This window comes from Streptomyces sp. STAM6, assembly GCF_054963715.1.
The window spans coordinates 121,221-144,600 of sequence record NZ_JBUEFZ010000013.1; the positions used below are offsets into that span (position 1 = coordinate 121,221).

Genomic DNA, 23,380 nt, shown 5'->3' on the forward strand with positions numbered 1-23,380 from the left:
ACCGGAACGACCCCTGATGGCCGACCGGGGGGTGCGGCGCCCACCGCACGCCCCGGCCGGCCGGGCTGGAGACCACACCATGAAGCACACAGTCCGTTCACGGGCCGTACTCCTGGGAGCGGCCGCCTACCTCGGCGTCCAGTTCTGGCACACGTTCCGGAACCGGAACTCCTGGCCGTTCTGCGCGTACAACATGTTCACCTACGAACTCCAGGACCGCTGGCATCAGTTCAGGGTCGTCCTCCACGACTCCGAGGGCGGAGCCACCGGACCCGTCGACCCGTGGCCCCTGCTCCCGGTGGAGTTCTTCCGGGTGGTCGCGATCCTGAACCGGATGTTCTTCGTCAACGAGGACCAGGACCTGCGCACCAGATTCTGCGCCCGCACCCTCGACCTGCTCAACCAGACCTCCTGGGCGGACTTCGACGAAGTGCGGGCCTCCCTCCAGGCCCCGCCGGGGGCGCGGTTCACCGCCCTCGACGTCTACCTGGTGGAGGTCGACCAAGACTGCGACGCGGTCGACCGCAGCTCGGTGCGCTCGGCGGAGCTGATCCACCGCCACGACCCCACCGGCATCGCCGCCGGGACCACCGTCCACTGGCCGCACGAGACGAGCAGGTAGCCCCATGAACCTCCCCGGAACAGCCGGCGGACCGCGCGCGGCACACGCCGTGGGCCGACGGCTGCACGAGATCTACGTCCGCCAGCACCACGCGGTGGACCGGCTGTCGCTGGTCCGCCTCACGACCGGAGCCGCCGTGGTGCGCACGGTGTGGCACCTGCCGCCCGGCCGGTTCCTCGCCGACTACACCCGGCTGGTCGACGAGGCCGGGGACGAGCCGGTCAAGGGCCGTCCGCTGGACCCGCTGGCGTACGAGGCGCTGCGCGCCGTCGCGGTGGTGTCCGCCGGGGCCTGGGCGCTCGGTGCCGGGCACCCGGCCGTCCGGGTCGCGGCGAACGTCTCCTTCGGCCTGTTGCAGCGCCAGGTGGTACGGCTCGACCGGACCCTCTGGAGCTACAACAGCCACCTCAACGTCTTCCTCGGGCTGCTGTCGCTCGTGGACGACGTCGAGCGCGACAGGGATGAGGACTCCGCCGCCGCGTACGCCACCGCCCTGCTGGCCGCCATGCAGTCGTACTACGCGGCCATGTACCTCCAGTCGGGCCTGGCCAAGGTGCTCACCGTCGGCTGGAAGTGGACGCGCGGCTCGACGCTGCGCGGCGCCTGGGCGGAGCTCGGCACCCCGCTCGGCAAGCGGCTCTCGGCCGTGGAGCCGAACCCCGCGCGGGCCGCCGCGACCGGCGCGCTCGTCTACGAACTGGCCTTCGCGCCGCTGATGCTGGCGGCCTGGCGGCACCGGCGGCTGCTGGGGCTGTCCTCCGCGGGCTTCCACGGCGCCGTCAAGGCCACCATGAGCATCTCCTTCTGGCACCTGTCCTGGTACTCCGTCCCGCTGTTCGCCGCCCCGGACCGGGCCACCGCCGCCTGCTCCCGGCTCCTGAAGGCCGGCCGCCGCAACCGGTGGACCGGTCTGGGCCTGGCGGTGGCGGGTGCCGCCGCGGGTGCCGCTCCACTCGTCGCGTCCTGGCTGAAGGGAAGGCGTGCACGTGTTTGACCCCGAGATCCTGCTGACGGAGGAGACCGCGCTCGACCCGTACCCGGTCTTCGCCCGGATGCGCGCGCTGGACCCGGTGCACTGGAACGAACCGACGAACTCCTGGTACGTCACCACCTACGGCGACGTCGCCCGGCTGCTGCGGGAGGAGAGCCTCTCCGCCTGCCCGGGCGACTACACGGGACCTCAGCGCGACGAGGACCGTCCCGAGGTCGAGGAGGCCATGGCCTTCTTCAACTCCTGGATGGTCTTCAGCGACCCGCCGCACCAGACCCGGCTCCGGGAGACGGTCGCCCCCGCCTTCCCGCGCCGCAGCGCCGAGGCCTGGGCCGGCCACGTCCGCCGGACGGCACGGGAGCTGCTCGACGCCGTGGGCGAGGGGGAGACCGACCTCTTCGACGCCTTCGCCGCACCTCTCGCCGTGCGCCTCACCTGCGCGGTGCTCGGAGTGCCGGAGGAGGACGTGCGGCTGGTCCGGGACTGGTCGTCCCGGCTGATCGGCTTCCTGAGCACCCCCACGGCGGACCCGGTACGGGCCAGGATCGCGCTCCGGGCGCGGGACGACCTGCGGAAGTACCTCCAGGACACGGTCGTCCCGGGGCTGCGCGCCACCGACGACGAACGGCTGATTCCCCTGCGCGGGCTCGCCGAGCTCGACCCCGAGGACGCGCTCGCCCTGTTCGCCCAGCTCCTGACCGGGGGGATCGACCCGGTGGCCAGCGCACTGGCCACCACGGCCGACGTCCTGCTGCGCTGGGACCCGGCGGCCCGGGCGGAGGCGCTCGCCCGGCCGGAGCTGCTGGAGGCGGTCGTGGAGGAGGCGCTGCGCTACGACGCCCCGTTTCACTTCGTCCCGCGGTCCACCACCGTGCCGCTGGAGGTCGGCGGGCGCAAGGTGCCGGCCGGCCGGCGCCTGGTCCTGGTGATCGCCTCGGCCAATCGGGACGAGGCCGTCTACGAGGACCCGGACGCGTTCCGACCGGGCCGCGGCGGACCGCGTCACCTGTCCTTCGGCCTCGGACGCCACTACTGCCTGGGCGCGCTGCTGTCGCGGGTCATCCTCCGGGAGGGCGTGCTGGCTCTCCTGGAACGGCTGGACGGCACCGGGGCGCGCCCCCTGGCCGCCGTGCGCACCCCGGCCTTCGGCGTCACGACCTGGCAGCGGCTCATGGTCGCGGTCTGAGTCACCGTCCGAACCACCGCCACCGGGTCCCGAGAGAGAGCCATGCCAATCGTGACGACCATCGTGGGGCAGGGACTCGCGGCTCACCGGGCCTGGGCCTCGCTGCGGAGTTCCGAACTCTTCGAGCTGTACCGGGAGAAGGGCCCCTGTGGCGTCCCGGGCGCCGACACGGCGGCGACCGAGACGTGGCGGGACCTGCTCGCGACCCCGGAGATCGACCTGCTCGTCCTCGCGGTGCCCCCGGCCGACCGGGTCGCCCTCGGGCAGGCCGCCCGGGGTGCCGGGAAGGCGGTCCTGCTGGAGGAGGGGCTGCCGCTCTCCGCGGCCGAGATCGACCAACTCGCCGAGCCCGACGGCGAGGGCGCGGCCCTCGTCGGCATGGTGCTGCCCCTTCGCGGCCTGCTGGCCGCCGGCCGCGGCATCCTGGACCGGGAGTGGACGCCCGCGGCCTGCGGCGGGCTGATCCTCTCCGGATCCGCTCCCCGGGCTGCCTCGGCCCCGTGGGGGCCGGCGGACGCGGCAGGGCCGCGGGCGGACGGCGGACGACTGCCCGAGGTCTTGGTGCGGACCATCAGCCCGTACCTCGACCTCGCCTGCCAGCTGTTCGGCAGGCCGGTCTCCGCGCACCTCGGCGGGGCGGTGACCGGCTCGGCCGCCGGGAGCGTCGAGTTCGAGTCCGGCGCGCGGCTCTCCCTGGCGGTCACGGTCCGCTCGGGTGTCGAGGCGACCAGCCTGACGATCACGGACGTCGACCAGTCCGTCACCCTGCGGGGCCGCGAGCTGCGGGTGGAGGACGCCGACGGTCTGGTGTCCCGCGGCATTCCGCCGCTCGAAGCCCTCCGGCTCTCCTCCTACGCCGACATGGCGCTCGTGGTGGGCGGAGCCCGCTCCACCGGCCGCGACTCTCCCGAGTCCACCCGGGCGCTGGCCGACTGCCTGGACCTGCTCCGGGCCTGACCCCCTGACAGCGAACGAGGCCACTGCCTCGCATTCCCGAATTCGACGAAATTCACCGTGCGGCAACCCGCACCAGATCACTGGAGGACGTGAATGTCCATCATCCCCGGCGGGACCGTCGAGGCCCCTCGTTCCTGGACGACCCCGGAGAAGCACTACCTGACCGTTCTGGAGAACCCGTGGTACCGCAATCTGGCGGTCCTTCAGGACGTCGTCACGCACAGCACCACGGATTTCTGGACCAAGCGGGGTGCGCGCAACCTGCACCTCCCGGTCACCACCGGATCCATCTCCAGCCCGATGGGGCGGGGGAGCGACAGCTCGCCCGTCAAGGTCGAACTCGAGGGCGTCCCCACCTACCTCGCCGACTCGATGCAGTTCGTCCTGGAGTTCGGCTGCCGGCTGGCCCCGGAGGGCTCCTACTACCTGATGCCGTCCTTCCGGGGCGAGGCGGCGGACGAGACCCACCTGTGCCAGTTCTTCCACAGTGAGGCGGAGATAGCGGGCGGCCTCGACGACATGATGGAGGTGGTCGAGGCCTATCTGCGGCACCTGGCCGGAGCCCTGCTCACCCACGGCCGCGAGGCTGTGACCGAGATGGCCGGGACGGTGCAGCACCTGGAGGAGCTGGCCGGCAGCGGCCCGCTGCCCCGGATCGCCTTCGAGGAGGCCTACGGGATCCTGAAGGACCTGCCCGGAGCCGTCAAGGAGCTGGAGCCCGGCTGCCGGAGCCTCACCCGCGAGGGCGAGCGCGTCCTGATGGACAAGTTCGGCGGGTACGTCTGGCTGACCCACCCCGACCACCTGAGCGTGCCCTTCTACCAGGCCTTCGACCCGCAGGACCCGACCAAGGCGCTGAGCGCCGACCTGCTGTTCGGGGTCGGCGAGACGGTCGGCGCGGGCGAGCGCCACACCGACGTCGCCGACCTGCGCCGCGCCCTCGACCTGCACGAGGTTTCCGAGGACGCCTACGAGTGGTACGTCACCATGAACGAGCGCCACCCGATGCGAACCTCCGGCTTCGGGCTCGGCGTCGAGCGGTTCCTGCTCTGGGCGACCCAGCACGACGACATCCGTGACCTCGCCCTGCTGCTGCGCTTCAACGGCACGAACATCCTGCCCTGACCGGCCGGAGGCCGTGGCCCCGCACACACCTGGTGCGCAGGGCCACGGCCCGTGCCGGCGGGCGGGCGGGTGCCACCGCTCGGCACTTCTCGGATCGGCCGAGACGCCGGTCCGCATCGCGTCCCACTCGAAGTGGCCCGCCTCTGGTCACGGCCTCGGCGTGGTTCACCTTCGCTGGGACGGGACACGCGGCCGGCCGCCACCTACGACAGGGACACCAGATCCAGGTACTCCTCGCTCCACATGTCCTCGTCCGCGCCCGGAAGGAGCAGGACGCGGTCCGGGCGCAGTGCCTCGATGGCGCCCGGGTCGTGGGTGACCATGACGATCGCGCCCGGGTAGGTGCCCACGGCGGTGAGTACCTCCCGGCGGGACGCGGGGTCCAGGTTGTTCGTCGGTTCGTCGAGCAGCAGGACGTTCGCCCCGGAGTGGACGAGGCCCGCCAGGGCCAGACGGGTCTTCTCTCCGCCGGAGAGCACCCCGGCCCGTTTGTCGGCGTCGTCCCCGGTGAAGAGGAAGGCGCCGAGCACGCGCCGCGCCTCGCCGTCGGTGAGGTGGGGCGCGGAGGCGAGGAGGTTCTCGCGGACCGTCCGGGCCGGGTCGAGGGTGTCGTGCTCCTGCGCGAAATAGCCCAGGCGCAGTCCATGGCCGTGCACGACCCGGCCGCCGTCGGGCGTCTCGCGGCCCGCGAGCAGACGCAGCAGGGTCGTCTTGCCCGCGCCGTTGAGGCCGAGGACGACCAGGCGGCTCCCGCGGTCGACGGCGAGGTCGACGCCCCGGAGGACCGGGTGGTCCCCGTACGCCTTCGTCAGGCCGGCCGCCCCGAGCGGGACGCGTCCGCACGGGGCGGGTTCGGGGAGCCGGATGCGCGCCACCTTCGCGGTGTGCCGGGCGGGTTCGAGCCCGGCCAGCAGGCGGTCGGCGCGGCGGGCCATGTTCTTCGCCGCGACGGCCGTGGACACATGGGCGCGCATCTTGTCCGCCTGGGCGTGCAACGCGGCCGCCTTGCGTTCGGCGCCGGCCCGCTCGCGGGCGCGGCGGCGCTCGTCGGCGTCCCGCTGGGCGAGGTAGTCCGACCAGCCGGTGTTGTGCACGTCGATCGTGGTGCGCCGGGGGTCGAGGTGGAAGACCCGGTTGACGGTGTCCGCGAGGAGCGACGTGTCGTGGCTGATCAGCACCAGACCGCCCGGGTGACCGAGGAGGAAGGTGCGCAGCCGGGCGAGGGAGTCGGCGTCCAGGTGGTTCGTGGGCTCGTCGAGCAGCAGCGTTCCCTCGTGACCGGCGAACAGGATGCGCGCCAGTTCCACGCGGCGGCGCTGACCGCCGGACAGGGTGCCCACGGGCTGGTCCAGCACGCGCGGCGGCAGGCCGAGTCCGGCGGCGACGCGGGCCGCCTCGGCCTCGGCGGCGTACCCCCCGCGAGCCTGGAACTCGGCCTCGGCGCGCGCGTAGGCGGCCATGGCCCGCTCCGTGACGGCCGGGCGCGCGGCGGTGCGACCGCATGTCCGCCGCACCCGTGTCCCTCACCGCCCCCCTCCCCACCGCCCGATCGCGCCGGCTCGCCCTCGGAGTGATCGCCACCGTTCACCGTCCTGCGCCGCACGCCGGCCGCCCCCGGGCCCCGGGGAGTGTCCGCGAAATAGCGTTCCGCCCGCCGGGCCGCCGGGACTTCGCGGACACGGCCCGGCCGAGGGGACGCGCCGGCCGCCCGGCCCGGCGCCCGGCACTCACCGCAGGGCCGGGGGGAGGGGCCGGGTGTGCAGGACGTCGAGCCGGGAGACCGCGCGCGTCAGCACCACGTACAGCCGGTGCAGACCACGGGGTTCCGCCTCCACGACGGAGGCCGGTTCGGCCAGCACGACGTGGTCGTACTCGAGGCCCTTGGCGAGGGTCGCCGGCAGCACCGTGAGCCGGTCCCCCTCGGGCAGGCCGGCCTCGGCGAGGGCGGCGCGCAGGGCGGCCGTGTCCGGCTCGGCGGCGATCACCCCGACCGAGCCCTCCCGGTCCAGGGCGGCCCGCACCGCGCGAACCGTCGCCGCGGCCAGGTCCGGCACCTCACGGACGGTCAGTTCGCCGTCCTGCCGCAGGGAACGGGCGGGCGGCACCTCGACGTCCAGGTCGCCGAGCAGCCGGTTGGCGAGCTCCACCACGGCGGCCGGGACGCGGAAACCGGTCGTCAGCGGCACCACCTCCGCCGTCTTCCGCCCCAGGTGCGCCAACTGCTCGCGCCAGTCCCGGGCGGCCCACGGGGTGGTGCCCTGCGCGAGGTCGCCCAGCACGGTGAGCGAGCCGAAGTCCGCGCGGCGCGCGACGGCACGGCACTGCATGGGCGAGAGGTCCTGGGCCTCGTCGACCACGATGTGGCCGTACCCGCCGGGCCGTTCAACGAGTCCCGCCAGCTCGTCGAGCAGCACCAGGTCCGCCGCCGTCCACCTGGCCGACCGGTGCGACCGAGGGGGTTTCGCCCAGCGGACCGCCTCCCGCTCCGGCGGGCTCAGCGCGCCGTCGGCGGGATCGGTCAGCAGCTCGGCCAGCACCTCTTCGGGGCTCACCCGGGGCCAGCACGCGTCGACGAACGCCGTGACCGGGCGGGCCCCGGCGATCCGCCGCACCCAGGAGTTGCTCATCGGGCCGGCCCGCCGCTCCGCCCGGAGCCGGATCGCGCGCACCGCCCGGCTGCGCACGCGCTCCCGCCCCACCGCGTAGGGCGGCGCCTCCGCCCGTACGTCCCGGACGATCGCGGCCAGCTCGTCGAGGGGCACCCGCCACCGGTAGGAGCCGTCCGGCACGACCAGTTCGCCCTCGGGGGCACGGATCCGCGCGTACAGAGCCCGGTGCAGTACGCCCGCCATGCGCGCGTCGTGCTTGACGGCCGCGGCGGCGTCCGAGTCGTACGCCCTCACCTCTCGTCCGCCGGCGATCTCGTCGTGGATCGTGGACTGGCGTACGTCCAGCTCGCCGAGGGCGGGCAGCACTTCGGAGATGTACGACAGGAAGGTGCGGTTGGGGCCGAGGACCAGCAGGCCGCCGCGCCGAATGCGCTTGGGGTGGGTGTAGAGCAGATAGGCGGCCCGGTGCAGTCCGACGGCGGTCTTTCCGGTGCCGGGGGCGCCCTGCACACAGACGGTCGTGTCGAGCGGCGCCCGTACGAGGTCGTCCTGCTCGGGCTGGATGGTGGCGGCGATGTCCCGCATCGGCCCGACACGCGGCCGCTCGATCTCACCGGCGAGGATGGCGCTCGCCCGGGATTCACCCGCACCGAGGTGCTCGTCCTCCAGGCCGGTCAGGTCCGCCGGGTCGCCCTCGCTGAAGGGCGCCCAGCCGAACCGGCGCCGCACCCGGACACCCTGCGGATCGAGGGCGCTCGCCTGGTAGAAGGTGCGGGCCACGGGCGCGCGCCAGTCGATGACCAGGGGTGGGGCCGCGGGCTGCTCACTGATGCGGCGGCGGCCGATGTGGTGGCTCTGGCCGTCCTCGTGGTCGAGCCTCCCGAAGAACAGGGGCCCGGGTCGCTCCTCGCGCAACTCCTTGGCCCGGCTGCGCAGTTCGTAGCCGAGGGCCTCGGCGTCGGCGCCGGAGGCGGAGACGTCCGCGCCGGTGACGACCTGGCGGCCGGCGCCTTCGACCATGCGCCGCATGGCCGCTCGGCAGGTGTCGTGGTAGGCGCGTTCCTGTCTCAGTTCATGGTCCAGTGCGGTCATTCCCGCGAGAATACCGTAACCGAGTTACATTTCTTACCTAGTCCCATTCTCCACCTTCGAGTGAACTCGGGATGAACGCGCCACCTGCGCTTCCGTGCACTCGTTGACACTCTCCGTATTCGGAAGCTAACTTCACGGCGTCGTCGCCACACCGGGAGCACAAGGTTCCTCAGGGACTAGCGGCGCGAAGGACGCTTTCCAGTTGACCGCTGAGACCGTCGTCGAAAATCCTTCCCCACCGGCCACCGCGGCCGGCCTCTTCCTCGTCCAGCCCTATACGGCGCACTGCCGGGTGATCTGCGCCGAGGGCGCGCACGCCGTCATCGGAGTCTCCCCCGGCAACAGCTACTTCTCCGCCCGGCGCGTCGTCGACCTCGCGCGCTGGGGCATCGAGAACTTCGACCGGGTGGACTTCGTCTACACCGACCTGCACGTGGCCGAGATGTACGAGGCGTCCGGCTACCCAGCCGACGACGCCCGCCGCAAGGCCGTCAAGAACCTGCGCGGCGTCCGCGCCAAGGTGACGTCCGCCGTCCAGGAGGTCGACCCGGACGGCACCCGCCTGCGCGCCCACCCCATGTCGTCCTTCGGCGACAACCCCGCGTACCGCGACATCCACGCCCATCTCCAACGCCGACTGGACATGGACGAGGAGTTCCGCGCCACCTGCGAGGCACTGGTGGACACCTTCCTGTCCTCCAAGGTGCTGGACGGCAGGGCAGCCACGGAGCGGCAGCGCCAGGTGTGCCTGGAGTACGTCTGCGCCGAGGCCCCGCTGTTCCTCGACACCCCCGCCATCCTCGGCGTCCCGTCCTCCCTCAACTGCTACCACCAGCTCCTGCCGATGGCCGAGCTGCTCTACTCGCGCGGCTCCGGCCTGCGCGCCTCCCGCAACCAGGGCCACGCCATCGTCACCCCCGCCGAAGGAGACCGCCATGTCCGTTGAGACGCCGCACGACGAGCTGATCGACTTCCCGTTCTCCTGGCGTGGCGACCGGATCCCCGCCGAGGTCGAGACCCTCCGCAAGGAACCGGTCAAGCGGGTCCGGACCATCGCCGGCGACCAGGCCTGGCTGGTGTCGTCCCACGCGCTGTGCAAGCAGGTCCTGGAAGACCCCCGGTTCAGCCTCAAGGACACCTCCGCACCCGGCGTCCCCCGCCAGTACGCCCTGACGATCCCGCCCGAGGTCGTCAACAACATGGGCAACATCACCGGGGCCGGCCTGCGCAAGGCGGTGCTCAAGGCGCTCAATCCGAAGGCGCCCGGCCTCGTCGAGTGGATGCGGTCGAACGCGGCCGGGCTGCTGGACCGCCTCATGGCCGACGGTGCCCCGGCCGACCTGCGCGGCGGGTTCGCCGACCCGTACTCGGCGGCGATGCACTGCCACATCCTCGGCATCCCGCAGGAGGACGCGCCCAGGCTGATGCGGAGCCTGGACATCGCGTTCATGAACTCGGCCTGCCCCATCGCCGGTGCCAAGCTCAACTGGGACCGTGACATCGCCTACATGACGGAACGTCTGGACGACCCGGCCACCACCGGGCTGATGGCCGAGATCGCCGCCCTCCGGCAGGACCCGGAGTACGCCCACCTGACCGACGAGATGCTCGCGACGGTCGGCGTGACCATGTTCGGCGCCGGGGTCATCTCCACCGCGGGCTTCCTGACCATGGCCGTGGTCTCCCTCCTCCAGCACCCCGAGCTGAAGGCCGAACTGCTCGCCGACCGCGGGAAGATCCCCGCGGCGGTCGACGAACTGCTCCGGATCAACCTCTCCATCGGGGACGGCCTTCCCCGTCTCGCCCTGGAGGACGTCACGCTCGGGGACGTCACGGTGAAGAAGGGCGAACTGGTGCTGGTCCTGGTGGAGGGCGCCAACTTCGACCCCGAGGTGTTCAGCGATCCGCACACGGTCGACCTCACCCGCGAGAACAGCACCGCGCACTTGTCCTTCGGCGGCGGCCGGCACTACTGCCCGGCGACCGCGCTCGGCAAGAGGCACGCGGAGATCGCCCTGGAGACCCTCCTCGACCGGATGCCCGGCCTGCAACTCGCGGTGCCGATCGCCCAGCTGGTGTGGCGGACCGGATTCATGAAGCGCATCCCGGAGCGGCTGCCCGTCATGTGGTGACCCGAAGCCCCCGCCGCACCGGGAGCGGGGCCGGGGGCGAGGCTGCCGGAGGCCCGGCCCGGGAGCGGCCGGATCGCGGGGGCCGGCCACCGGCCGGATGGCGGCCAGGACGCGAGGCCGCCCGCGGGCCCCCGGGCGAGAACTGGTAGGCCGTACGAGCCGGTTGCCGGGCCGGGTCGCGGCCGGAGCGTGCACCCGGCGGCTCCGGGCCGGGTCGCGGCCGGGTTCCGGATCCCGGGGTCGGGCCGGTTTGCGGGCAGGGGGGCTCAGGCCGTCGGCAGGCCCGTGGCCAGTTGCCGGAAGGCGAGGCCCGCGGCCGCCACCGCGTCCGGCTCGACGGCGTCCGCGCTCTCGCCGGCGGCGATCCGCCGCCAGTTCTCCTCGGCCAGGATCCGCTGGACGGCGACGATCTGGCCGGCCGCGAGGCGTGCGGCGAGCCCGCCGCCGAGCGCCTCCGCCAGCGCACGTTCGGCCGCCTCCTGGTACGCGTACAGCCGGGCCACCAGGCTCGGCGTGCCGTAGAGCAGCCGGTGGAAGGCCAGCACGTCCGGGTCGTCGTTCAGCCCGGTCACGGGGTCGCGGCGGCCGAGCCCGTCGACGAGGTGGCGGTGCAGCGCGTCGAGCGGGGCGACCCCCTCCGGCCGTCCGAGGACGACGCGCGCCGCCTCGTCCTGGTGGTCGGCGAACCGGTGCAGGACCAGGTCCTCCTTGGCCGGGAAGTACCGGAAGAGCGTCGGCTTGGAGACCTCGGCGGCCGCGGCGACCTCCGCGACCGGGACCCGGTCGAAGCCCTTCTCCAGGAAGAGCGCGATCGCGGTGTCCGAGATCACCTGGTACGTCCGTCGCTTCTTGCGTTCGCGCAACCCGCTCATGCCGGTGAGCCTACGCACCGCCGGCCGGCGCGGCGCCGTCGACCAGCACCTGGATGCCGTCCAGCACGCGCTCCAGGCCGTAGCGGAAGTCGTCGTCGGGATCGTCGGGGGCGTCCATGGCCCCTTCCGCGAGCATCCTCGCCACCTCCGGGTAGCGGGCGGGATCGGCGAGCCTGCGCAGTGTGCGGGCGTAGCGGGCCATGACCTCCTCGGGCGTGGCGCCGCTGTCCCTGATGGCCGCGTCCAGGTCCGCCATGGTCCCGGCCTGCTGTCGCACATAGCCGCTGATCAGCAGGATGTTGCCGGTCCGTGTGCTCGTGTCGAGCCCGGTGCCGGCCTGGGCGGCGAGCCCCCACTCCCACCAGGCCACGGTGTTGGGTGTGACGGGCGGGCCGGAGATCGGCACCCTGAGCATCCACAGATTGCGCTGGTAGACCTCGCGCAGGCCCCAGGCCCACCGGGTGAGCGCCTCGCGCCAGCCGGTGCCGGGGGCGGGCGGGGGCGGCGGCGCCCCGGTGGCCGCCTCCAGCATCAGGACGTACAGCTCGTCCTTGGCGGCGACGTACCGGTACAGCGACATCGTCGAGGCGCCGAGTTCCTTGGCGACGCGCCCCATGGAGACGGCCGGGAGCCCCTCCGACGCGGCGAGGGCGACGGCCGCGTCGACGATCCGGCCGACGGAGAGCCCGGGGCGCGGCCCTTTCGTGGGGCGTTCCCGCAGTCCCCAGGCGGCCTCGATGCTCGCCGGGAGTCCGGTGCCGCCGTCGCTGTCCTTCATCGCTCCCGCCTCCGCCTCCGCATCGCCCCCTCGGCGTCATGTGGTCCGCCCTGGGTGCTTGACGGCCATCCTAGTAATGCGTAACCCTTACACAGTAACGCGTATGCCATACGCAGAAGGGTGCGCGACATGACACGACAGTCACCGGCCATCGAGGCCGTGGGCCTTCGCAAGGCCTACCGGAACATTCCCGTGCTCGACGGCATCGACCTGCGCGTCGAACCGGGCACCGTTTTCGCCCTGCTCGGCCCCAACGGCGCCGGGAAAACCACCACCGTCCGCATCCTGGCCACCCTCACCGAGGCGGACGCGGGCCGCGCGCGGGTCGCCGGCCACGACGTGGTGGCCGAACGCGCCCGGGTACGCCGGGCGATCAGCCTGACCGGCCAGTTCGCGGCCGTCGACGACATGCAGACCGGCGAGGAGAACCTGCGCATGATGGCCCGGCTGAGCGGGCTCTCCCGCGCGGCGGCGACCCGACGCGCCACCGAACTCCTCGAACGGTTCGACCTGACCGACGCCCGCCGCCGCACCGCCCTCACCTACTCGGGCGGCATGCGGCGCCGGCTCGACCTCTCCGCGGGCCTGGTCGGCGACCCGGAGGTGATCTTCCTGGACGAGCCGACGACCGGCCTCGATCCGCGCAGCCGCCGACAGCTCTGGCAGGTCGTCCGCGACCTCTCCGCCCGGGGCGCCACCGTCTTCCTCACCACCCAGTACCTGGAGGAGGCCGACCGGCTGGCCGACCGCGTCGCCGTGCTCGACTCCGGCCGCATCGTCGCCGAGGGCACCGTCGACGAACTGAAGCGCCGCGTCGCCGGCCACCGCCTCGACCTCGTCCTCGCCGACGAGCAGGCGTACCAGCGCCTCGCCCCGCACGCGGTCCGGCACACGCCCGAGACACTCACCCTCGGCCTGCCGACGGACGGCGGCGCCGCCCACGTCCGCGCCCTCCTCGACCGGCTCGACCCGGCCGGCACGGACATCGTCCGCTTCTCCCTGCACGGCGCGACCCTCGACGACGTCTTCCTCGCCCTGACGGCGAGCACCACCCAGGACCGGACCAGGCCGGAGGAGAACACCCATGTCTGACGCGCTCACCCTGCTCGGCCGGGGCATCCGGCTCAGCCGCCGCAACGTCGACGCCGTCATCACCGCCATGGCGCTGCCGATCATGCTGATGCTGATCTTCGTGTACTTCTTCGGCGGCGCCATCGACACCGGCACGCGGTACGTCACCTACGTCGTCCCCGGTGTCCTGCTGCTCTGCGCCGGTTTCGGCTCGTCCTCCACCGCCGTGAGCGTCAGCGAGGACATGAAGCGCGGCATCATCGACCGCTTCCGCTCCCTCGACGTCCAAGGGACCTCGATCCTCGCCGGTCACGTCGGGGCGAGCGTGACCCGCAACCTGCTGTCGACCGGGCTGGTCCTCGGGGTCGCCTTCCTCATCGGCTTCCGGCCCTCCGCCACCGCGGCCGGCTGGCTCGCGGCACTCGGCGTCCTGCTCTCCTTCATCCTGGCCGTCTCCTGGCTGTCGGCCGCCGTCGGCCTGCTCGCCAAGACCCCGGAAGCGGCCTCCGGGTTCACCTTCCTGATGATGTTCCTGCCCTACCCGAGCAGCGCCTTCGTCCCGATCGAGACGATGCCGTCGTGGCTGCACGGCTTCGCCGACCACCAGCCGGTCACACCCGTGATCGAAACCCTGCGGGGCCTCCTGATGGACCAGCCGGTGGGCACCACGCCCTGGATCGCGCTCGCTTGGTGCGCGGGCCTGCTGGCGGTCGCGGTCGCCCTGTCGGGCACCCTCTTCCGCGTCCGCACACGGTGATCAGAAGATGTCCGGGCACCAGGGCCGGCGCGACGCGCGCAGCAGGGTGTCGGCCAGGGCCGCGGCTCCCGCCCGGGCCTCCTCGACCCGGCCCAGCGCCACCAGCCGCGACACCGACTCGTCACCGAGGTACAGCGTCCCCAACTCGGCGACGTCCATGACCAGATCGGCGGACTCGGTCGTGGGGGCGCACACCGCCCCCTCCGGCGAGGCGTCCAGCCGGAAGCGGCCCCCGGCGAGCCCCGCCGTGTCCCGGATCTCCAGCACGAGCGATCCCGGCGCGGCGTACGCCCGGGTCTCCAGTGCCTTGACGACGTCGAGGATCCGCACCCACAGCAGGTCGGCGTGCGTGGTGACGCGCGCCGCCCGCGGGTCGGGCAGCAGCAGCGGCAGCAGATCGTCCGGGGCGCGGTAGCCGCTCTTCACCGTGACGATCCAGTCGATCGAGCAGACGTAGTGCCACAGGGCCCGCTCCGCGGCCGGGGTCACCGCGATCAGATCCCGCACCGTCGCCGTGTTCAGCGGCTGCTTTCCGTCGTGCCAGGTGTCGTCCACCACGTAGGCGACGTACCCCTCCAGTTCGCCGGCCGCCGAGTGGTACGTCGCGTAGAAGGGCTCCTTCCACGTCTCCCCGGACGGCAGGTTCAGCCCCGTGCCGACTTCCCAGCCCCGCGAGTCGCGGTTCACCACGCCGTGCCGGAACGACCGGAGCCGGTCGTGCAGTCCGGGACCGGCCTTGCGTATCCCGGCCCCGTCCACCAGGTCGATCCGGCCGCCGTCCACCGGCCGCGACCACTTCGGGTCGAGACCCGCGCGCCGCACGTCGACGGTCCACTCGGTCGTCCAGGCCGCCGGACCGAAGCCGTACCGCCCGTAGATCGGGTACTCGGCGGCGATCAGCGTGGAGACGGCCTCGCCGCGCTCCTTCGCCGCCGCCAGCTCCGTGGCCATCATCCGGCTGAGCAGGCCCCGTCGGCGGTGCGTGGCCGCGACGGCGACGTTCGACACGGCGCTCGCGGCCAGCGGGGCGCCTCCGACGGCGGTGAGCTCCTGCGCGAACGAACGGAAGGCGGCGACGCACCGCCCGTCGTCGAACGCCCCTTGTGTACGCGTGAGATCGAGGTGCGCGCGCCGGACCGCCACATCCTCGTCCGTGATCACCGGTGGCCGGAGGAAGCCGGTACGGAGGGCGATCATCCAGTCGGGCAGCTCGGCGGCGGTGATGGTCCGGACTTCGAGACTCATGCGCCTCACGCTATGCGGGCGCGCCCGGACGCCGCACCCCGATTTCCCTCAGGTCAGCAGGTCGTCCACCTGCGCCTCGCCGTCGCGGTACCTGCGGGCGATCTCGGCGCTGCAGTCGTCGGCCGTCCGCTGCAGTTCCTGGCGGCGACGGGAGACCTGCTGCTCGTAGTGCGCGAGCCGCCCCATCGCCGCGTGCAGCTCGTCGTCCGTGCGGGCGCCCAGGTCGGACAGCTCGACCTCGGAGAGCATGTCGGCGGCCAGCCGCCGGTACTCCTCGCCGCGCGGGGTGGAGAGCGTGACGTGACGGGCCGACGAGCGGTGCCGCGACGGGGTGTCGGCGAGGATCTCGGAGAGCCGGTCGACGACCGGGACGTGTGGACCGGTGCGGCGCGCCAGTTCCGCCCGCAGGATGTCGATGCGGCCCTGGAGCAGGCGCCGCACATAGCTGAGGTCGGCCTCGTCGCCGTGCGAATCGCGCCGCAGGGCGCGCAGCTCCGGCAGTCGCAGGGCCTTCAGGTCGTGCTGCCGGGCCTCCGGCAGGCCGGACTCGCCGACCCGTTGCGCGGGGGGCCTCATGGTGCCTCTGCCGGAGCAGGTCGTCGGTACGGGATGCGGCGTCTGCCCGGCGCCATGTGTGCTCATGTGAATCCGTCCCCTCGACCGGTGCGTAAGCCGCACCGCCTGACACGCATGGTGCCATTCCTCCCTGTACGCGTGCAGGCGCTCTGCACCCGTTCGGACGCGGATAGGTTGGTCTGTATGCGTGCAGTGGTGCAGAGAGTGGACGGCGCGAAGGTCGTCGTGGCGGGAGAGACCGTCGGCGAGATCGTCGGCGAAGGGCTGTGTGTGCTGGTGGGAGTCACCCACGAGGACACCCCGGAGAAGGCGGCGCAGCTGGCCCGCAAGCTCTGGTCGGTGCGGATCCTGGAGGGCGAGAAGTCCTGCTCGGACGTGAATGCGCCCTTGTTGGTGATTTCGCAGTTCACTCTCTACGGGGACGCCCGCAAGGGCCGGCGCCCCACGTGGAACGCGGCGGCGCCCGGCGATGTGGCCGAGCCTCTGGTCGACGAGGTGGTGGCGCGGCTTCGGGACCTGGGCGCGACCGTGGAGACGGGCCGGTTCGGAGCGGACATGCGGGTGTCGCTCACGAACCACGGCCCGTTCACGGTGATCGTCGAGGTGTAGTCGGGGTCCGGAAAGCCCCCGGAGAGGCGCCGGGTCAGGGTTCGACGACCGTCTCCTGGGAGGCCGCCGTGCCGCCGGCCAGCAGCGGCGCGTCGACCGCCACGTTCCGCTTCACCAGCGCGAGTGCGATCGGTCCGAGCTCGTGGTGGCGTACGGCGGTGGTGACGAACCCGAGCTGGCGGCCCTCCTCGCCGTCGGCGGCCAGGCGCACCGGAGTGCCGTGTCCCGGCAGGTGCACCTCGCTGCCGTCCAGGTGCAGGAAGACCAGCCGACGCGGGGGCTTGCCCAGGTTCTGGACGCGCGCCACGGTCTCCTGGCCGCGGTAGCAGCCCTTCTGCAGGTGTACGGCGGTGCCGATCCAGCCCAGCTCGTGCGGGATGGTGCGGTGGTCGGTCTCGAAGCCGAGCCGGGGGCGGTGCGCCTCGACGCGCAGCGCCTCGTACGCCCAGATGCCGGCGAGCGGGCCGTTTCCGGCCGCGTACGACTCCAGGTCGGCGCGCGGCAGGAACACGTCCCGGCCGTGCGAGGTCTCCCGTACGACCACGCCGTCGGGAACCTCGGTGATGGAACCGGCCGGCAGGTGCACGACCGCGAAGTCGTCGGTGCGGTCGGCGACCTCGACCCGGTAGAAGAACTTCATCGACTCCAGGTAGCCGATGAGCGCCTCCTGCGTGCCGGGCTCGACGTGCGCCCACACGGTCTCGCCGTCGTCGACGAGGTACAGGGCGTGCTCGATGTGCCCGTTCGCGGAGAGGATCAGCGCCTCGGTGGCGCGGCCGGCGGGCAGTTCGCTGACGTGCTGGGTGAGGAGCAGATGCAGCCAGCTCAGCCGGTCGTCGCCACTGACGGTGATGACCCCGCGGTGGCTCAGGTCGACCAGGCCCCTGCCGTCGGCGAGGGCGCGCTGCTCACGGAACAGGTCGCCGTAGTGCGCGGCGACACCTTCGTCACGCCCCTCGGCGGGGACCGCGCCGGACAGGGACAGGAGAGGGCTCTTCATACCAGTAAGACTACGACCCGGTAGCGGTGGCCTTCTCCGTGCACTTCGCACACCGTCCGAAGATCGCGAAGTGCTTCATGTCGGTGTCGAAACCGAACGTCTCGCGGAGCTTGGCGGTGAAATCCGCGGCCACGTCCACATCCGCCTCGATGACGTCCGTGCAGTCCCGGCACACCAGGTGCAGATGGTGGTGCCGGTCCGCGAGGTGGTAGGTCGGGGCGCCGTGGCCCAGATGGGCGTGGCTGACCAGCCCGAGCTCCTCCAGCAGCTCCAGCGTCCGGTAGACGGTGGAGATGTTCACGCCGGAGGCGGTCTTGCGGACCTCGCCCAGGATCGCGTCGGGTGTCGCGTGCTCCAGCACGTCCACCGCTTCCAGGACAAGCTGGCGCTGGGGAGTCAGCCGGTAGCCGCGCTGCCGAAGGTCGCTCTTCCAGTCGGTGCTCACCACGCGCTCCAGTGTAGGAGCACCGACCCGGAAAGCCTCGTGATCCGCCGGGATGATCCGGGCGGACCGGGATCCCCGCGCGGACCGGGATCCGCCCGGACGGGGCGGGGACCTACTTGAAGAAGGCGATGCCGTCGTCCGGCAGGTCGCCGAGGTCCTTCGCCCAGGCCTCGACCTGCTCGGGGGTGACGACCTTCTTCAGGTGCGCCGACATGTAGGGGCGCAGCGGGACCTCGGGGGTCGCCTTCTCGCCGACCCACATCAGGTCGCCCTTCACATAGCCGTACAGCCGCTTGCCGCCGCTGTAGGGGCCGGAGGCCTCGGTGCGCGCGACGGCGTCCGTGACGACGTCGATCTGCGGCTTCTGGTGGGCGAGCTCGCCGTACCAGACCTCGACGATGCCCTGGTCGCGCACCATCACGATCTCGACCTTGCGGTCCTTGTCGATGCGCCAGTAGCCGCTCTCGCTCTCCAGCGGCTTGACCTTGTTGCCCTCACCGTCGAGGACCCACGAGTACGAGCGGTACTCGATGAAGTCACGGCCGTCGTGGCTGAAGGTGACGGACTGGCCGAAGTTGCACTTCTCGGCGCCCGGGAAGTCGGAGACGCCCGCGCCCTCCCACGTGCCGAGGAGGAACGCGAGGGGGACGAGGTCCGGGTTCAGGTCGGACGGGATCTCGATCATGAGTTGCTCAGACGATCTGTCGGGGGAATCAGCGCTGGCCCTGGTACAGCTTCTTCACGGTCAGACCCGCGAAGGCGAGCACGCCGACGCAGACCAGAACCAGCAGCGTTTCGAAGAAAACGATCACGGGGTGCTCCTCGAATGAGCGGTGAAGGGCGGAACGGGCCGGACCCCAGCTTAGTGGGCGCACGCCCGGCTCTCTCTGTGAGGTTCGCTTCGGTGCCCCGTACAGTTTGGCGTATGGCGAAGAAGCTCGTGATCAAGGTGACCGCCGGGGCCGACGCCCCCGAGCGCTGCTCGCAGGCCTTCACGGTGGCGGCGGTGGCCGTGGCCAGCGGGGTGGAGGTCTCGCTGTGGCTGACCGGCGAGTCGTCGTGGTTCGCCCTGCCGGGGCGGGCGGCGGAGTTCGAGCTGCCGCACGCCGCGCCGCTGCCGGACCTGATCGACGGCATCCGCGCGGGCGGCGGACGGATCACGCTGTGCACGCAGTGCGCGGCACGCCGTGAGATCACCGAGAAGGACGTCCTGGAGGGCGTGCGGATCGCCGGGGCGCAGGTCTTCGTCAGCGAGGCCATGGCCGACGGCACGCAGGCGCTCGTCTACTAGGCACCGGCGTCTACGGGGCACCCCGGCGGCGCTTCTTGCCGTCGAGTTCGTCCCACCACTCGTCGGACTGGGGATCGCCCGAGGGGTCGTCCCACCAGCGGTCCTCGGGCCCCCGCCGGTTGGCGATCATCGCCGCGACCGGCGGGATGACCATGGCCACGAAGCACATCGCGATCGCGGCGGGCATCGACCACAGGCGTACGACGGCCCAGGCGCCCACGAACAGCACCAGGCAGGCCGCCATCATCCCGAAGTAGATGTGCCGACGCCGCGCGTACATGTCTTCAGCGTACGACCGAAGGGCCGCACCTCGTTCCCGGTAAGCGTCCAACCCCCAGGAGGTGCGGCCCTTCGGCCGGTATGGCGTGTCGCCGCCGTCACACGGCGATGGCGACCTCGGCGAGACCGCCGGTCTGGGCGACGACCGTGCGGTCGGCCGTGGCGCCGGGCACGAGCGCCCGGACGGTCCAGGTACCTTCCGCCGCGTAGAAGCGGAACTGGCCCGTCGCGGAGGTCGGGACCTCGGCGGTGAACTCGCCGGTCGAGTCCAGCAGGCGGACGTAACCGGTCACGGGCTCGCCGTTGCGGGTCACCTGGCCCTGGATCGTGGTCTCACCGGGCTTGATCGTCGAAGCGTCCGGGCCGCCGGCCTGTGCTCCACACATGGGTTTCTCCTGAGGGGTAGAGAGGGACGGGAGGTCCGGATTACTTGTTGGCGCCGAGCTCGATCGGCACGCCCACGAGGGAGCCGTACTCGGTCCAGGAGCCGTCGTAGTTCTTGACGTTCTGCTGGTCGAGCAGCTCGTGCAGGACGAACCAGGTCAGCGCGGAGCGCTCACCGATGCGGCAGTAGGCGATGGTGTCCTTCGCCAGGTCGACCTGCTCCTGCTCGTAGAGGGCCTTGAGCTCCTCGTCCGACTTGAAGGTGCCGTCGTCGTTGGCGTTCTTGGACCACGGGATGTTGCGGGCGCTCGGCACGTGGCCGGGGCGCTGCGACTGCTCCTGCGGGAGGTGCGCCGGGGCGAGCAGCTTGCCGCTGAACTCGTCGGGGGAGCGCACGTCCACCAGGTTCAGGTTGCCGATCGCGGCCACGACGTCGTCGCGGAAGGCACGGATCGACGTGTCCTGGGCCTTGGCCTTGTACTCGGTGGCCGGGCGCTGCGGCACCTCGGCGACCAGGTCGCGGGAGTCGAGTTCCCACTTCTTGCGGCCGCCGTCGAGGAGCTTGACGCTCTCGTGGCCGTAGAGCTTGAAGTACCAGTAGGCGTACGAGGCGAACCAGTTGTTGTTGCCGCCGTAAAGGACGACGGTGTCGTCGTTGGCGATGCCCTTCGCGGAGAGGAGCTTCTCGAAGCCCTCCTGGTCGACGAAGTCACGGCGGACCGGGTCCTGCAGGTCCCGCTTCCAGTCGATCCGGACGGCGTTCTTGATGTGGTTCTTGTCGTACGCGGACGTGTCCTCGTCGACCTCCACGATGACGACCTTCGGGTCGTCGATGTGGGCCTCGACCCAGTCGGCGTCTACAAGGACGTCGCTGCGGCTCATGCTGTTCTCCTCCGGGGCAGTGTGCGGCGGGGTGCGGCAAGGGTGGTGCCGGGAGCTCTTCGCGTACGTGGACGTACGAGACGTGCAGGTGTGCGTGGCTGCTTCGGCACGAGGGATGGGCCTCGGACGACCGGGAGGCCCGGGAATCGCGGGAGACGGGCTCCCGCTCAGACGGAGCGACAGAGCATGGCGGCGACGCGGCACAGGTCTACTGCCCGCCGCTTCGTGAGGTCCGCCTGTCGCTTCATGCGTCCGATCGTAGGGACGGACGGGCGGCCGTGTCACCGGCGTGTCGTATTCTGAGACGCGATCGTCCGCCAGGCGAGACGAGGACGCCTCGAAGGGGGAGGGCACCGCCCGCCGCACGGAGGCGCTCGGCGATGTCTTCTACGGAGCGGACAGCTCCGTCTCAGCATGTGGCCGGGCGGGGAAAACCGGCCCGGAACCGGGCGATCGGGCCGACCGGGCTCAGCCCGCCAGAACCACGTTCTTCCCGCCGACGGTGATCGCCACGCCCTCGGGCAGCGCCTCGACCTTCTGCAGCTTCAGCCCGGCCGGCAGACCGCCCACCTGGCGGTCGAAGTCGGTGCGCTCACGGACCAGATCCTCAAGGCCCGGAATGCCCTCGCCGGGCACCTTGTCGGCGCGCACCCGGATCGTGTCGCCCCCGACCAGGCTGACGGTGGAGAGCACGCTGCGGGTGAACTCCCGGCCCAGGACCCGGACGGTGCCGGTGACCTTCACCTTGCCGTTGCCGCCGTGGGCGACGGTGACGTCCTCGCCGGACGCCTTGCCGAGGTCGGCGTACGAGACACGGGCGGTGCCGGAGGCACTGGCCGCGGTGGCGCTGGAGAAGTTGTCCTCCAGCCGGACGTCGTGCAGTGCGGCGTTCATCTCGCTGACGCGGACCTTGCGGCCGCCGGCGGACGCCTCGACGCCGGTGAGGCTTATGTCGACCTGGTCCAGCTCCTTGCCCATGACCTGGGTCAGAAACGGGAAGCCCTTGATCGAGACCTCCGGGGACCCGGCCATTCCCTGGCTCGCCCGGATCTTGTCGGCGGCCTCGGACTCGGCGAAGTTCACCGCCATGCGGTCCACGACGACGAAGATGCCCCCGAGGATCACGGCGGTGATCAACAGTATTCGCAGTGCACGCATGACCCGGTGTTCCCCCACCCCTGATTCTTGGCGGGGCCTCCCCCGTCACCTCAATGATCGACGACTCGGGAAACCGATTGGTTCCCGTACGCCCCTCACGCGAGCGCGCGTCCCAGCACGTACACGGCCGGCGCCGCCAGGGCGAGCGGCAGCGCCACCCCGGCCGTCATGTGGACGAACCGCGACGGGTAGTCGTAGCTGGCCACCCTCAGCCCCACCAGGGCGCACACCCCCGCGGCGAGCCCGAGCAGCGCCCCCTGGGAGCCGATGTCCGTCATGCCTCCGACGGCCACTCCCGCGCCCGCGGCGGCCAGCAGCGAGACGACCACCGACGCGGCGCCGGGCAGCGGCAGCGCACGGGCCAGGGTCGCGACGGCGACCGCCGACGCGCCCACGACCACCGCGTCCGAGGCGGCGGCGAGGTGCCCCGCCGCGAGGATGGCGAGCGCCGCCGACGCGACCGTGGCCATCAGGCCGTACTGCCGCTCGTCGGCTCCCGCCCGGCTGCGCAGTTGCAGCACGAACACCAGCAGCACCCACACGCCGAGCGTGCCGATGATCGCGGCCGGACCGTTCTCACGGCCGGCGCCGAGCAGCACGGCGTCGGCGGTCACACCGCCGAGGAAGGCGAGCGCGATGCCCTGGCGGGCGGGCCACATGCCGTTGAGCCGGAACCAGCCGGCCGCCGTGACGGCCTGGAGCAGGACCAGCGGGACGAGCAGCGCGTACGTGCCGACCGCGGCGCCGGCGGCGAGCAGGACACCCAGGAGCGCGGTCAGGGCGGCGGGCTGGATGCCCGGCGCGATGATCGGCGAGCGGCCCTCGGCCCGGGCCCGCTGGGCGTCGGTGATCCGGGTGTTGCCCATGGTCGTGGGGGCGCTGTAGCCGGCCGTCGCGGCGGCGGTCTCCGCGGACCCGGGCCCGGCCGGTTCGGGCGGCGCGGTCTCGGCGGTCACCGGCCGCAGGAGGGCGGTGGGGGTGTCGTACGCCGCCGGGACCTCCGGGGGCAGCGGGTACGAACCCTGCGCCGGCAGGTACGCGGTCTCGGCGGCCGCCGAAGCGGCCTGGGCGTGCGGGTGCTGGGCGTGCGGATGCTGCGCGGGCGGATGCTGCGCGGGCGGATGCTGGGCGTGCGGATGCTGCGCGGCCGGGGCCTGCGGGTGCTGCGCGGGCGGGGCCTGCGGGTGCTGCGCGGCCGGGGCCTGCTGCGCGGGCGGGACCGTGGGCTGGTACTGGGTGTCCCAGGTCTGGCCCTCCCACGTCTGCGCGACGTTCGGGTCCTGGTAGCCGTACGGATACTGCTGATCGCTGCTCATGAT

Annotated in this window: 25 protein-coding genes and 1 pseudogene; 11 read left to right on the plus strand and 15 right to left on the minus strand. The window is 72.3% G+C overall.

The window, feature by feature from the left end:
- Window positions 1-79: 79 nt before the first annotated feature.
- The 5 genes from ACY34K_RS17970 (at window position 80) to ACY34K_RS17990 (ending at window position 4,881) form a co-directional block, all read left to right on the plus strand.
- Window positions 80-622, plus strand: a complete 543-nt coding sequence (locus ACY34K_RS17970; protein WP_462748156.1) for a hypothetical protein — start codon at window positions 80-82, stop codon at window positions 620-622.
- A gap of 4 nt (window positions 623-626) precedes the next feature.
- Window positions 627-1,616, plus strand: coding sequence for a hypothetical protein (locus tag ACY34K_RS17975; RefSeq protein WP_462748158.1), 990 nt, complete (start codon window positions 627-629; stop codon window positions 1,614-1,616).
- Entirely contained in the window at window positions 1,609-2,799 is a 1,191-nt protein-coding gene (locus ACY34K_RS17980; RefSeq protein ID WP_462748160.1) for a cytochrome P450, read from the plus strand. The genes ACY34K_RS17975 and ACY34K_RS17980 overlap by 8 nt, the downstream gene beginning before the upstream one ends.
- A 51-nt stretch (window positions 2,800-2,850) precedes the next feature.
- Window positions 2,851-3,756 (plus strand): Gfo/Idh/MocA family oxidoreductase, encoded by a 906-nt coding sequence (locus ACY34K_RS17985; protein WP_462748163.1) that lies wholly within the window; start codon window positions 2,851-2,853, stop codon window positions 3,754-3,756.
- A gap of 93 nt (window positions 3,757-3,849) precedes the next feature.
- Entirely contained in the window at window positions 3,850-4,881 is a 1,032-nt protein-coding gene (locus ACY34K_RS17990; protein ID WP_462748166.1) for an asparagine synthetase A, read from the plus strand.
- Between the two features lie 203 nt (window positions 4,882-5,084).
- On the opposite strand, the pseudogene ACY34K_RS17995 reads toward ACY34K_RS17990, so the two are convergent.
- A pseudogene (locus ACY34K_RS17995) lies at window positions 5,085-6,362 on the minus strand (ABC-F family ATP-binding cassette domain-containing protein); the annotation flags it as partial.
- Between the two features lie 246 nt (window positions 6,363-6,608).
- Entirely contained in the window at window positions 6,609-8,582 is a 1,974-nt protein-coding gene (locus tag ACY34K_RS18000; protein WP_462748168.1) for a HelD family protein, read from the minus strand.
- A 202-nt stretch (window positions 8,583-8,784) separates the two neighbouring features.
- Between ACY34K_RS18000 and ACY34K_RS18005 the strand changes: the two genes are divergently transcribed.
- Window positions 8,785-9,528 carry a cyclodityrosine synthase gene (locus ACY34K_RS18005; RefSeq protein WP_462748170.1) on the plus strand — a complete coding sequence of 248 codons (744 nt, stop codon included), beginning with the start codon at window positions 8,785-8,787 and terminating at the stop codon, window positions 9,526-9,528.
- The gene (locus ACY34K_RS18010; RefSeq protein WP_462748172.1) at window positions 9,518-10,714 is read left to right on the plus strand and encodes a cytochrome P450; all 1,197 of its coding nucleotides are present in this window, start codon (window positions 9,518-9,520) and stop codon (window positions 10,712-10,714) included. Before ACY34K_RS18005 ends, ACY34K_RS18010 begins: the two co-directional genes overlap by 11 nt.
- A gap of 266 nt (window positions 10,715-10,980) precedes the next feature.
- Here ACY34K_RS18010 and ACY34K_RS18015 read toward each other — a convergent pair whose 3' ends face one another.
- The gene (locus ACY34K_RS18015) at window positions 10,981-11,586 is read right to left on the minus strand and encodes a TetR family transcriptional regulator (protein ID WP_462748174.1); all 606 of its coding nucleotides are present in this window, start codon (window positions 11,584-11,586) and stop codon (window positions 10,981-10,983) included.
- A 10-nt stretch (window positions 11,587-11,596) separates the two neighbouring features.
- Window positions 11,597-12,364 carry a TetR/AcrR family transcriptional regulator gene (locus ACY34K_RS18020; protein ID WP_462748175.1) on the minus strand — a complete coding sequence of 256 codons (768 nt, stop codon included), beginning with the start codon at window positions 12,362-12,364 and terminating at the stop codon, window positions 11,597-11,599.
- A gap of 129 nt (window positions 12,365-12,493) precedes the next feature.
- On the opposite strand from ACY34K_RS18020, the gene ACY34K_RS18025 reads away from it, so the two are divergent.
- Both ACY34K_RS18025 and ACY34K_RS18030 read left to right on the plus strand, forming a co-directional pair.
- The gene (locus tag ACY34K_RS18025) at window positions 12,494-13,456 is read left to right on the plus strand and encodes an ATP-binding cassette domain-containing protein (protein WP_462748177.1); all 963 of its coding nucleotides are present in this window, start codon (window positions 12,494-12,496) and stop codon (window positions 13,454-13,456) included.
- On the plus strand, window positions 13,449-14,192 hold the full coding sequence (locus tag ACY34K_RS18030; protein ID WP_462748179.1) for an ABC transporter permease: 744 nt from the start codon (window positions 13,449-13,451) through the stop codon (window positions 14,190-14,192). The genes ACY34K_RS18025 and ACY34K_RS18030 overlap by 8 nt, the downstream gene beginning before the upstream one ends.
- Here the strand turns inward: ACY34K_RS18030 and ACY34K_RS18035 are convergent, their stop codons facing one another.
- Entirely contained in the window at window positions 14,193-15,437 is a 1,245-nt protein-coding gene (locus ACY34K_RS18035; RefSeq protein ID WP_462748181.1) for a GNAT family N-acetyltransferase, read from the minus strand.
- Between the two features lie 48 nt (window positions 15,438-15,485).
- Window positions 15,486-16,079: an RsiG family protein gene (locus tag ACY34K_RS18040; RefSeq protein WP_462748183.1), complete on the minus strand. Its 594-nt coding sequence runs from the start codon at window positions 16,077-16,079 to the stop codon at window positions 15,486-15,488.
- Between the two features lie 117 nt (window positions 16,080-16,196).
- On the opposite strand from ACY34K_RS18040, the gene dtd reads away from it, so the two are divergent.
- A complete protein-coding gene (gene dtd, locus ACY34K_RS18045; RefSeq protein ID WP_462748185.1) occupies window positions 16,197-16,622 on the plus strand; it encodes a D-aminoacyl-tRNA deacylase in 426 nt (141 codons plus the stop codon).
- 34 nt (window positions 16,623-16,656) lie between these two features.
- Here the strand turns inward: dtd and ygfZ are convergent, their stop codons facing one another.
- The 3 genes from ygfZ to ACY34K_RS18060 all read right to left on the minus strand — a co-directional run bounded on the left by ygfZ (window position 16,657) and on the right by ACY34K_RS18060 (window position 18,752).
- Window positions 16,657-17,622: a CAF17-like 4Fe-4S cluster assembly/insertion protein YgfZ gene (gene ygfZ, locus ACY34K_RS18050; protein ID WP_462748188.1), complete on the minus strand. Its 966-nt coding sequence runs from the start codon at window positions 17,620-17,622 to the stop codon at window positions 16,657-16,659.
- Between the two features lie 10 nt (window positions 17,623-17,632).
- Entirely contained in the window at window positions 17,633-18,070 is a 438-nt protein-coding gene (locus ACY34K_RS18055; RefSeq protein WP_462748190.1) for a Fur family transcriptional regulator, read from the minus strand.
- 109 nt (window positions 18,071-18,179) lie between these two features.
- A complete protein-coding gene (locus tag ACY34K_RS18060) occupies window positions 18,180-18,752 on the minus strand; it encodes a heme-binding beta-barrel domain-containing protein (protein ID WP_462748192.1) in 573 nt (190 codons plus the stop codon).
- A gap of 240 nt (window positions 18,753-18,992) precedes the next feature.
- Between ACY34K_RS18060 and ACY34K_RS18065 the strand changes: the two genes are divergently transcribed.
- On the plus strand, window positions 18,993-19,358 hold the full coding sequence (locus ACY34K_RS18065; protein ID WP_462748194.1) for a DsrE family protein: 366 nt from the start codon (window positions 18,993-18,995) through the stop codon (window positions 19,356-19,358).
- A 10-nt stretch (window positions 19,359-19,368) separates the two neighbouring features.
- On the opposite strand, the gene ACY34K_RS18070 is transcribed toward ACY34K_RS18065, so the two are convergent.
- The 6 genes from ACY34K_RS18070 to ACY34K_RS18095 all read right to left on the minus strand — a co-directional run bounded on the left by ACY34K_RS18070 (window position 19,369) and on the right by ACY34K_RS18095 (window position 23,377).
- Window positions 19,369-19,689 (minus strand): DUF3099 domain-containing protein, encoded by a 321-nt coding sequence (locus tag ACY34K_RS18070; RefSeq protein WP_462748195.1) that lies wholly within the window; start codon window positions 19,687-19,689, stop codon window positions 19,369-19,371.
- Between the two features lie 46 nt (window positions 19,690-19,735).
- Window positions 19,736-20,023 carry a DUF1416 domain-containing protein gene (locus ACY34K_RS18075; protein ID WP_462748197.1) on the minus strand — a complete coding sequence of 96 codons (288 nt, stop codon included), beginning with the start codon at window positions 20,021-20,023 and terminating at the stop codon, window positions 19,736-19,738.
- Window positions 20,024-20,063: 40 nt separating this feature from the next.
- Complete coding sequence (locus tag ACY34K_RS18080; RefSeq protein WP_462748198.1) at window positions 20,064-20,903, minus strand: sulfurtransferase; 840 nt, start codon at window positions 20,901-20,903, stop codon at window positions 20,064-20,066.
- 167 nt (window positions 20,904-21,070) lie between these two features.
- Complete coding sequence (locus ACY34K_RS18085; protein ID WP_350497993.1) at window positions 21,071-21,151, minus strand: putative leader peptide; 81 nt, start codon at window positions 21,149-21,151, stop codon at window positions 21,071-21,073.
- A gap of 220 nt (window positions 21,152-21,371) precedes the next feature.
- Window positions 21,372-22,061, minus strand: coding sequence for an LmeA family phospholipid-binding protein (locus tag ACY34K_RS18090; RefSeq protein WP_462748199.1), 690 nt, complete (start codon window positions 22,059-22,061; stop codon window positions 21,372-21,374).
- A gap of 95 nt (window positions 22,062-22,156) precedes the next feature.
- On the minus strand, window positions 22,157-23,377 hold the full coding sequence (locus tag ACY34K_RS18095; protein WP_462748201.1) for a hypothetical protein: 1,221 nt from the start codon (window positions 23,375-23,377) through the stop codon (window positions 22,157-22,159).
- Window positions 23,378-23,380 lie beyond the last annotated feature (3 nt).